This is a genomic window from Bacteroides sp. Phil13, from assembly GCF_001940965.1.
GTDB lineage: Bacteria > Bacteroidota > Bacteroidia > Bacteroidales > Bacteroidaceae > Bacteroides > Bacteroides intestinalis.
The window spans coordinates 71,879-83,053 of the sequence record NZ_MSHA01000032.1 but is presented as its reverse complement, the minus strand read 5'-3'; the positions used below and the strand labels follow the sequence as shown (position 1 = coordinate 83,053).

Below are 11,175 nucleotides of genomic sequence, written 5' to 3'. Positions count from 1 at the left end.
GATATTATGAGAATAAGTAAAGTTTTAATCGCTTGGGGCATCATGGCCCTATTAATAACCTCGTGTAAACAAGTAGTACGCGAGATGGATCTCTCCGGAGAATGGGAAGTAGCATTGGACAGTCTGGATAAAGGCATTTCAGAAAAATGGTATATGGAATCGTTTCCAGATAAGATCACCCTCCCCGGAACACTTTGTGATGCCGGCTATGGAACTCCATGTACCCTCGAACCTACCATGGACAAGGAGATATTCTTAAATCTGAAACGTAAATTCGACTATCTCGGCCCAGCCTGGTACAAGAAAGAATGCTTCATCCCGGCAGAATGGAACGAAAAAGAGGTCTTCCTTACTCTTGAACGCGTGATATGGAATTCGCAAGTATGGATCAATGGTACTAAAGTAGAAGGACTCAATGAAAGCCTTACCACTCCTCACTACTTCAATTTGAGTAAGTATCTTGTTCCAGGAGAGAATAACAAAATCGTTATACGCATCGATAACCGGAGACAGCATGATATATCAGTCAAAAACCTTGCACATGCTTATACGAACGATACCCAGACTATGTGGAATGGCATCTTGGGTAAAATAGCATTAACAGCAAAAGACAAGGTACAGATTGAGGAATTGCGCTTAACACCCGATATTGATAACCAAACGGTCAATGTCTGTGTAAAAATCGGAAGTAACGGTTCATCCCCGGTATCCGGTAAACTTCTGTTCGCTGTCAAAGACCCTAAAGGAAATAAACTGGCAAATAAGGAAGTACAGATAAACAACACTGAAATAACATTCACTTATCCCATTAACAACCCAATGTTGTGGGATGAATTCAATCCTAATATCTACGAAGCAACCGCAACTCTTGAAACGGAAGGTATGACTGATTCGAAATGTGAGACATTCGGTATGAGAAAACTGACGAACCAAAATGCTCTCCTACAGATTAATAACAGAAGACTCTTCCTCAGAGGAACACTGGAGTGTTGCATTTTTCCGCTAAAGGGATATCCGCCGATGGACGAAGCCAATTGGGAAAAAGTATTCAGTGCAGCCCGTGATTATGGCATGAACCACCTGCGCTTCCACTCTTGGTGTCCTCCGGAAGCAGCTTTCAACGTAGCTGATAGAATGGGATTCTACATTCAGGTTGAATTGCCTCTATGGACACTCAACGTAGGTGAAGATAAAAGCACTGTCGATTTTCTGTATAACGAAGCTGCCCACATCATGAAAGAATATGGCAATCATCCATCTTTCTGTTTCTGGAGTTTGGGTAATGAGCTGCAAGGAGATTTTAGTGTCATGGATAAATTACTCACCACCATTAAGCAGCAGGATAGCCGTCATTTGTATATGACTACTACATTCACTTTTGAACCAGGACATGGCAGTTGGCCCGAACCTAATGACGACTTCTGGGTTACACAGTGGACTAAAAACGGCTGGGTACGCGGACAAGGGATTTTCGACGACCAACCTGTAAGTTTCAATAAAGACTTCTCCAGTGCTATAGAGGGTTTGCCTGTACCACTTATTACCCACGAAATCGGACAATACAGTGTATTCCCCAATCTAAAAGAGATTGATAAATACACAGGTAATCTGATACCATTAAACTTCAAAGCCGTAGCTGCAGACCTTAAAAAGAAAGGACGGCTTCATCTGGCGGAAAGCAACCTGATGGCAAGTGGCAAACTGGCAACTATCTTATACAAAGAAGAAATAGAACGGGCACTAAAGACTCCCGGATTCAGTGGTTTCCAACTATTGGACCTGCATGACTTCCCCGGACAGGGCACTGCACTCGTCGGAATTATCGATGCATTCTGGGAGAGCAAAGGTTTAATCACTCCTGAAGAATTCCGGAATTTCTGTTCTCCGGTAGTACCGTTAGCACGCTTTGAGAAAGCTACCTATGTGAACAATGAAACCTTTAAAGCTCAGTTTGAAGCTGCAAACTTCAGCGATAAAGTCCTGAGTGATATTCAACCGGAATGGACATTAAGTGATTCAAAAGGAACGGTCATTGCACAAGGCAATCTGGATAAACAAGAAATACCTGTGGGGAATGCATTTAATCTGGGAAGCATCTCTGTTCCTCTGGAATCCATATCCGTTGCCGACCAATTAACTTTATCCATCCGTTTTACAGGAACCCAGTATCAAAACTCCTGGAATGTTTGGGTATATCCTCAGGAAGTACCGGAAGTTGGTAAGGAAATCTTTTACACCCGTAGCTTTGCCGATGCAGAGAAAGCATTAAGTCAAGGGAAAAAGGTATTGCTGAACCCGGAAAAAGAAGAAATTAATGGGCTGGAAGGCAAATTTGTACAAGTATTCTGGAGCCCTGTACACTTCCCTAACCAACCGGGAACAATGGGAATCTTCTGTGATCCCACCCATCCGGCATTAGCAGACTTTCCAACTGAAATGCACAGTAACTGGCAATGGTGGAATATTTGCAAGAATGCTACAACCATGGAACTCGACAGTTTAAAAAACAATATGCAACCGATTGTCAGAATGGTAGATAACTTCTATAAGAACAGAAACTTAGGTTTACTATTCGAGGTAAAAGCAGGATACGGAAAGCTATTAGTATGTAGTTCAGACTTGGCAAAGGATCTCAATACCCGACCTGTAGCCCGTCAATTACGCTATAGCCTCCTGAAATATATGGAAAGTGATAAGTTCAATCCACAAGAAGAGGTTGCATTTAAACAGATAAAACAGGTACTCCATAATGTGAACCGGACAAAAGAAGAAAAGAAATCAATCTATGAGTAATTTAAATTTCTAAAATCAGATAAGAATATGGAGATGCGACCAAAACCACATCTCCATATTTTATAAATGATTTCTATATAATATCCTCAAGATAAGGATACCATATACTAAAATTACAATTTAACCGATTTCTTCTTCCCGCCATATGAAACCGATTTCGTGAATTTCGTCGACTGAACACTCCCTGTCCCATTCTCCTTATCCACCACAACGATATTGAACTTACGTGATTTCAACATACCGGGGAAAGTTCCTTCCCGATCTGCGATATTCAACGTCCGCTTTGCATCATCCCAAGTAAACTTAATGATTGAATAGGCACCTTTCTCATAGTTATAATTATCGTTTTCATCTTCATACAGCACAAATTCGCCATCGGCTCCGGGATAAATGCGTATCTCCAGATTATTCCATTTCTTCTCTGTAGAATACTGCACTTTCGGTCCAAAAGGAACAATGGAACCCGCACGTACATACAATGGAATAATATCGATAGGAACCTCTTTGGTAACCAGCTGTCCGCCATTCAATGCTTCTCCCGTCCAAAAGTCAAACCATTTGGTGCCCTTAGGAAGATAAACATCCTGTGTTCCTGTCTTGCTAAAATCTTCATACGGATCTTTCCACTGTTCCTTATCAGAGAATACATACATATTCCTGGTTACAGGAGTCACAAGAAATGCCTTTCCGAACATATACTGATTACTGATATTGTGTACTTTCTGATCTTCGTTGAAGTCCATGAACAAGGCACGGAGGAAAGAGCCTGCGTTATCAGTCACCTGCCATCCTGTTGAATACAGATATGGCAGCAATGCATAACGTAAATTTATGTATTTCTCTTCCGAATCATATACCCAGTCACCCTTTTTACCCAAATTGTAGATTTCCTTTTTCACACCGCTTCCATGCGAACGCTGCATGGGCAAGAATGTACCATATTGAAACCAGCGAGTATACAGTTCATGATAAGCTTTATTTTCAGCCCCACCATGATAAGGCCAGTTAAAGAATCCACCTATATCCGTATTCCAGTAAGGTATTCCCGATAGAGAAAAGTTCAAGCCTGTAGGAATCTGCTTACGGAATGTTTCCCAATTACACACAACATCACCCGACCAGGTATTCGCCGCATAACGCTGTTGTCCGGCAAATGCACAACGAGTCAGCAGATATACACGCTTATCAGAGGTTACAGCACGCTGATGCTCATAAACTCCCTTGTTACTCATCAATGGGAAAGCATTTACTACGCTGCGATAAGTTCCCATTGCTGTCGGGATATCAAAGTCTCTTTCCTGAACATCTAGATGATCAGGTTCCGTTGAATCTGTCCACCAGGCATCAATACCTTTACTGAACAGACCTTTATTCAGATGCTCCCAATAAATATCGCGTGCTTTTTCATTATAAGCATCATAAGCTTTCACTCCCCCGTCTGCAGGCCATGTCTTGAAGTTGAACAGGGCATTGATTTTCTCCAAGTCCTTGTACGGATTCGTATCCGGCCCGAATGAAGCCCATATAGAGATCATAATCTTCGCATTTTTCTTCTTCACATGATCGATCATCTTCTGAGGATCAGGGAACTCCGGATTATCAAAATTCATAGAGTTCCAGTTAGAGTTCGGCCCCCAATATTGCCAGTCCTGAATAATTCCATCCAAAGGAATCCCTAACTCACGATACTTATCCACGACTTCCATCGTTTCCTGTTGTGATTTGTAACGCTCACGCGATTGCCAGAAACCGAATGTCCACAACGGATACATAGGTGCCTGTCCCGTTAAGTCGCGTATCTGCGCTATCACGCCATCTGCATTGCCGCCATACATAAAGTAATAATCCATACACTCTCCCACTTCCGAATCAAAGGACATCTCTTGCGGATTATCTGTATAAGTGGTTGGGGAATAATTATCCCAAAACATTCCGTACCCTTTTGTAGACTGAATAATTGGAACACTGGCATACAATGCACGTTGACGCATGAAATGTTTATGATTGCGCTGATTCAGATCATCAACCTGCTGCTGTCCCAGACCATAGATAGCCTCATCCTTATCCAACAAAAAAGCTTGACGCACACTAAAAGTCGGATTCCCCGCATCATTGAACGGAGTAAACTGAGCACCATAATCTTTCTCGGTAAATAATGCCTTTCCTTGCTTGTCAAAGAAAGAAATCCGTCCGGTCCCCACATTGAAATCAACGCGTACAGCATTGCTTTTCAGGGAAACGGTTTCCCCTTTCTTCTCGGTCGTTACAGACATGCTTTCAGGGCTTTTAACCACAGAAAGGCTTTTCTTTGTAAAGCTACGTCCTTCGGGCGCCTTCACCACACGTACAATTTCAGGGCTGACGAATTGGATTTCAATATCCATTCCCTGCGTAGTACCCGTTATTCCCTGCTTGGTTTGGCGGAAAGTCTGAGCCTCGACAGGCAAAGTCGATATGAAAGCCGCAGCCACCAGCATACTACTGATTTTTAAATAAAACTTCATGTTCATGGTTTCTTTTTTACTTGTTTATATTATGAATTACCTAATGAAAATAATCTATCTCAGTTGAGTGACCTCGGAAAATATATAATCATTTCCTTCCCGTGCCTTAACCCCGATTCTTGCATATAAAAACTTGGCAGCATCAGTAACCCCATTATCATTCAGGTCGAAAGTAAACTCATGCTCACCCGGAGTCAGATTGGTGAATGATTTCTCCGCTATCTTCGCAACATTATCCACCAGTTTCGTTTTGGATATATAGATCACGACCCTGTCAATAGAAGCAGTCTCAACCACCTGATTTATCTTGCATTTCACCTTTACCACCTTATTCTGGAAATCAATTTCAGTATCCTTGATAAGAAAATAAGGAGTAACCTCAACATCCAATATCTGATTACCTTTAATGTTTACTTCAATCGTATCCTTCCGCGGAATCCATGGGCCTCTGTCCTGCCTCAACACAATCTTATAGAAGCCGTCATACATCAAAGAATTAAATTCGCCATCAGAGTTAACAAACAAATTGATAGCACCCCGATCTTCATACTCAGGTCCTTCCTGATAAGCATACATCATACAATCATTGTCATAGGCAGTCCCTCTTAATTGCAGTGCTTCACCCTCATAGACAAACCTGCCCTTAAACTCACTTTTAGGCTCATCGAAATTATCCAGCTCGCAACCGGTTACCAGAAACAAGCCAAGAATTAATATAAGGCTATTGATATTTTTCATTTTATTTAATCTAATCGTTAGTTACTATATTACTGTAATGGGTTCTTAACCAACTTCGGATTCTTGTTAATCCAGCCATCATCAATCGAACCGTAATAACATCGCATGGTGAAGTTTCTTGCATTCGGCGCCATGTAAGATCTGCTTTTCTCGAAAGCCCACTTACCATCATATGGCGAACCGGGTGCATACACCTTATAGGGGAAAAGGGAATACATCTGTGCAGTCGGACTGTCAATGACTCCATTCCATACAGTATGGGCAAGTCTCCAACGTTTCAAGTCCCACCAACGATGATCTTCAAAGGCAAACTCAACCCTATACTCATTCACAATGTGCTCAAAAGTAATCGTGGATTCCGTCAATTCTTTAATTCCACCACGAGCACGAACTCTGTTTATATATTCGACGGCTTTCACCTTGTTCACTCCCCCTAATTCATAAGCTGCTTCCGCTGCAATCAGCAAAGCCTCTGCGAAACGGAAACGGGGATACCACATCTCACTATTCTGCGTATCCGATCCTGCATTGGCGGCTTCATCCAGGAATTTACGTACCAAAAAGCCGGTCTTATTAAATCTGTCGCCTGCCGTTGCTAATGGTCCGTCCAGTGCAGTAATTAGCTGCCCATCTTCAGTGGTTGCACCTAAAGAACTGATCTTTGTTTTCCATTGGCTCGGATTTTCTGTATCCTTAATCAGCAAACCAGCTTGTAGAACCACCGGCTCACTTCTATAAAGTGCATTAGGCCATATCACAGTCCCCCACAATCGGGCATCTTTCACTTTGAAAGGCTTTTCGGGATCATCATAAAACACAAAGTTGCCATTAGCATCATGCGTCTTTATCTTGGAGTTGCTTCCATCCTTGTTTTCAAAAGATTCCACTAAATTAAGAAGTGCTCCCAGAGCATTTCCCTGTATTCCATCCTTCAAAGAGAAAGGCATACACCAAGCTGTGAAGTTAGTCGTTACCTTATCCGTCACAGATCTGTCCAAAGCCCAAATAACTTCTTTATTATTCGATTTCTGGCATACAGCCTTATAAAAGCTCAATCCTAAATCCTGAGGATCGGAAATCTGCAATTCATAAGGGCTGTTTTCTATAACTTCCTCAGCAGCAGCCAATGCAGTCTCATAGTATTTGGTTGCTAAATCAGCCGGAATACCGACTTCTCCATTATCAGTCTTCAGAGTCGGAGTAATCTTATTACCATAATTTGCAATGGAACCTGCATACACGGCAGCACGTGCCTTCAACATTAAAGCCGCCCATTTATTGGCCCGAGCAGAATTTATAGTCATTTGTTCGGTTAGCTGGCGGGCAATTTCATCACATTCGCTGATTATATAATCATAGATTCCCGCCTCTGTGGAACGTGGCATCTGGTAGGTTTCCACATCTATTCCCGATTCATAATTAAACACTTGGTCTCCAACAAGCGGCATACCACCCAAAGTACGGGCCATGTGGAAATAATGCCAGGCACGCAGAAAACGAGCCTCTCCCTCAAAAGCCTTTTTCTCACTATCCTGAAGTGCACTACTGCCTCTGACGCCCTGCAAAAACAAGTTTACCCGGCGTACAAAGTCATAATCACGGACTCTCCATGAGTTCCGGTCATACTCCGTAAATATCACCCACGGACTTCCATAACATTTATTAGCTTCGTCCAACTGGTCGTAACTTCCATAATCCCCATTATTCTGTCCCCAGTTTACTCTGCCATACAAATTTGAAAGTACGGATAATACAAGTTCCTTATCTTCATAAATCATGCTCTCAGGTATCACATTTTCAGGTTCCTGATCCAAAAAGGATTCCGAACAACCGGCAGCCCCCATTAAGAAAAGGGCGGATATGATTATCAATTTTATTTTAGTCATCTTGATACGTATAAAGGTAATTAAAAATCAACGGAAAAACCAAAGTTCACTACTTTCATATTCGGATAAGCCATACCGTTCTCCGCAGTAATTTCAGGATCAATATCAATATCAATATTCTTCAATGAGAACAGATTCTGTCCTGAAACATAAAAACGACACCGAGATATCCCTACCTTTGACGTCCATTTCTGAGGCAAGGTATAACCGACTTCAACATTTCTCATCTTCAGATAAGTCATATTGGTATACCAGAAATCACTGGGCCAATGTGTACAATCACTGCTATTCCGGGTACGTAAAGCCAACGGATATTTACCAATATTAAAACCACTGTCAGCATCCCAGATATCCACAAGCCTAGTTGAATTATCCCAAAGATATTGAGATAGATTTTTATTAGAATCAAAGTATCTCAAAAAACCTTGTTGAACATAAGTATAGGCAGTTGCACCTACGAAATCTGCACGGAAGTCAATCCCCTTCCAATCTAAGGCCAAATTAAATGCAAAATTAACCCACGGAGTACCTCCTTTACGATAACCAATTGCACGCCAGTCAGCATCATTAATTAAGCCATCTCCATTCATATCTTTATATTTTGCATCACCGGGCTTCAAAGTTATATTACCTTGATGGTCCTGATCAATAGGGTGATTTGCTATTTCTTCCCAACTCTGGAATTGTCCATCCGAAACGAGCGAGAACTCCACATCCGTATAACGTCCTTTTATATTTCCTGCCTGATAACGGAACTTCTGCCATTCACTGGAGAATCTGGGCTTGTACCGGTCTCCCACATACCAACGTGAATAAGTAACGTTACCTCCTACTGTATAATTCACATCTCCAATTCGGTCTCTCCAATTCACAGAGGCATCGAATCCCCTGGCATAATTAGAGTTCAGGTTTTCCTGAGGCAGTGAGAATCCCACTTCTTCCGGGATCTGCACATCATAACGGCTTGCCAGCAATCCAGTCTGATCTCTGTTGAAATAGTCAAAAGAAGCATTCAGGCGATTATCCAAGAAGCCCAGATCAATACCGATATTCAGTATCTTCGATTTACCCCATGTGATATTATCGGTCGCTAATCCTGTAACAGTACTACCGGTAACCAGCCCACCGTCAATCACAGCACCACCGTCATTATAATTATAGCCAACAATATGGCTTAAAGCCGTACCCAATTCTTCACCTAACACACCATAAGAAGCACGGATTTTCAGATTGGTGATATTGTCTTTCAGGAAATCGACATCCTGCCAGAACTTCTCTTCCGTAACCCGGTAACCGATAGAAGCCGATGGGAAGAATCCCCAACGTTTCCCCCGTTTATACCGGTAAGAGCCATCATATCTACCGGATAATTCGATGATGTACTTATTTGCGTAGTCGTAGTTCAGGCGACCTATATATCCCATACGTGTCTGCGGGTTACCAATACCATCGGTAAAAGTAGACAGACTGGTTTTATCAATATAAGGAATTCCGTTTGCCGGAGGATTTCCCAATGCATACATTCTTGGATAAGTGCCTTTCTTTGCCTCAAAGCCCACAACCGCATTCACATGATGAAGTGCAAACGTATTTTCATACGACAGTTGAATATTGGAAGTCAGTTCTTCTTTCATCTCCATACTTCTTTCCGTATAACGTGCCGTACCTGTTTCCACAACATTGTAGACATCATTCTCCTTGTCATACTCATAGAATTTATAGGAGTATTCCCGGTTCGACTGCCTTCTGTTTGCCAACCAATAGCTGAACAGTCCTCTTGCTTTCAGGCCTTTCAGTATTTCATATTCGGCAGTACCGTTAATCTGAATGACCTTCCACTGGTCTTTATATCTCCCCGCATGTTCGTAATTCATCCAGCCGAAACTGTCTTGAGCCCAAGGTGCCGAAATAGCCGGATACTTAGGATTATTATTGGCATAAGGCTTTTTAGTCGGCAGGTTGTTATAAGCCCCATAGATAGGCAGATTATAGTCGTCACCCGGCAATCCCGGATTATCGGTAGTCTCTATGCGTCCGTTAATTGCTACACCGATTTTGAACCTGTTCGTAATATCAACGTCAATATTAGACTGCATATTGGTTCTGTTGAAACCGTTAAAGCCTCTGATATTTCCTTCCTGATCAATATGTCCCAAACTCAGGTAATATCTGACTTTCTCCGTGCCACCGGATACATTTGCATTCACATAAGATTGTGGCGCACTCACCCAAATGTACTTATACCAGTCGAAAGAAGTATGATCTTCATCAACCCTATCTACCCATTTTTGGTATTCTTCTTTCGTAACGGTTCTCGGAGTTCCATTTATAGTTTCGGTCTGTATGATAGCCGCCAGATAATCTTCTGCCGAAGCGGGTTTCGGATAGTTGGAAGGTAACTGCCATCCATAATACCCATTCACATTGACCTTCAACTTTTGGTTTTTCTGTCCTCTTTTGGTAGTTATTACCACTACACCATTAGCAGCCTGCATACCATAAATAGCCGCCGAAGCATCTTTCAATACAGAAACAGATTCGATATCATTAAAATCCAGGTTATTCAGGTTACCGGAATCTTTCTGCACACCGTCAATAATGATTAAGGGCGTTCCCATGTTTCTGATCTGGATATTGGGAGCGGCACCCGGACGTCCGTTATCCTGACGGAAATTTACACCGGGGAGCTTACCTACCAGTGCACCTGTAGCCGTTACCGACTTTGCATGCGCCAATTCCTGTGCACCCACAGAAGAAATTGCACCCGTAACAGAAGCCTTCTTCTGGGCAAGTCCAAAACCAGTGACTACTACTTCATCCAGCAACATACTATTTTCTTTCAGTGTCACAACAATATTGTTTTTGCCGGACACCGGAACTGTTTGGGTGATATATCCTATAAAAGAGATAGTCAGGACATCATTAGAACGAACCGACAGTTTAAAATTACCTTCCACATCGGTTATTGTACCATTCTTACTTTTCTGAGCAACTACACTGGCTCCTATCACAGCTTCCCCCTGATCATCCACAACAGTCCCACTGATATTTATATTATTCTGTGCTGCCACATGGACAAAACTCAGAAGGATAATCAGTGAAAGTATTAGTTTCTTAAAATTAGATTCCGGTAAACGATACCGGTAATCTGGTGTTAAAAACAGATTATGATTTTTCATGCATTAAATAATTCATAAAACGGTTAATTAATTAAAGTTAGAAATAAAGGTAAAAAACATGATACGACTTTTAAG

The 11,175-nt window shown here is 41.9% G+C and carries 5 protein-coding genes; 1 reads left to right on the top strand and 4 read right to left on the bottom strand.

Annotated elements, in window-relative coordinates; genetic code table 11:
• Positions 1-6 precede the first annotated feature (6 nt).
• Positions 7-2,793, top strand: coding sequence for a glycoside hydrolase family 2 protein (locus BWI44_RS05085; protein WP_195209019.1), 2,787 nt, complete (start codon positions 7-9; stop codon positions 2,791-2,793).
• Positions 2,794-2,906: 113 nt separating this feature from the next.
• Here the strand turns inward: BWI44_RS05085 and BWI44_RS05080 are convergent, their stop codons facing one another.
• Genes BWI44_RS05080 through BWI44_RS05065 form a run of 4 tightly spaced genes read right to left on the bottom strand, consistent with a single transcriptional unit; the run spans position 2,907 to position 11,100 of the window.
• The gene (locus BWI44_RS05080) at positions 2,907-5,303 is read right to left on the bottom strand and encodes a glycoside hydrolase family 31 protein (protein WP_286812065.1); all 2,397 of its coding nucleotides are present in this window, start codon (positions 5,301-5,303) and stop codon (positions 2,907-2,909) included.
• A 48-nt stretch (positions 5,304-5,351) separates the two neighbouring features.
• Entirely contained in the window at positions 5,352-6,035 is a 684-nt protein-coding gene (locus BWI44_RS05075) for a DUF3823 domain-containing protein (protein WP_195209017.1), read from the bottom strand.
• 29 nt (positions 6,036-6,064) lie between these two features.
• Positions 6,065-7,921 carry a RagB/SusD family nutrient uptake outer membrane protein gene (locus BWI44_RS05070; RefSeq protein ID WP_195209016.1) on the bottom strand — a complete coding sequence of 619 codons (1,857 nt, stop codon included), beginning with the start codon at positions 7,919-7,921 and terminating at the stop codon, positions 6,065-6,067.
• Between the two features lie 20 nt (positions 7,922-7,941).
• Entirely contained in the window at positions 7,942-11,100 is a 3,159-nt protein-coding gene (locus tag BWI44_RS05065) for a SusC/RagA family TonB-linked outer membrane protein (RefSeq protein ID WP_286812064.1), read from the bottom strand.
• Between the last annotated feature and the right edge of the window lie 75 nt (positions 11,101-11,175).

Coding starts and splice junctions, on each gene's coding strand:
- BWI44_RS05085 (WP_195209019.1), top strand. CDS start 7: ATGAGAATAAGTAAAGTTTTAATCGCTTGGGGCATCATGGCCCTATTA.
- BWI44_RS05080 (WP_286812065.1), bottom strand. CDS start 5,303: ATGAACATGAAGTTTTATTTAAAAATCAGTAGTATGCTGGTGGCTGCG.
- BWI44_RS05075 (WP_195209017.1), bottom strand. CDS start 6,035: ATGAAAAATATCAATAGCCTTATATTAATTCTTGGCTTGTTTCTGGTA.
- BWI44_RS05070 (WP_195209016.1), bottom strand. CDS start 7,921: ATGACTAAAATAAAATTGATAATCATATCCGCCCTTTTCTTAATGGGG.
- BWI44_RS05065 (WP_286812064.1), bottom strand. CDS start 11,100: ATGAAAAATCATAATCTGTTTTTAACACCAGATTACCGGTATCGTTTA.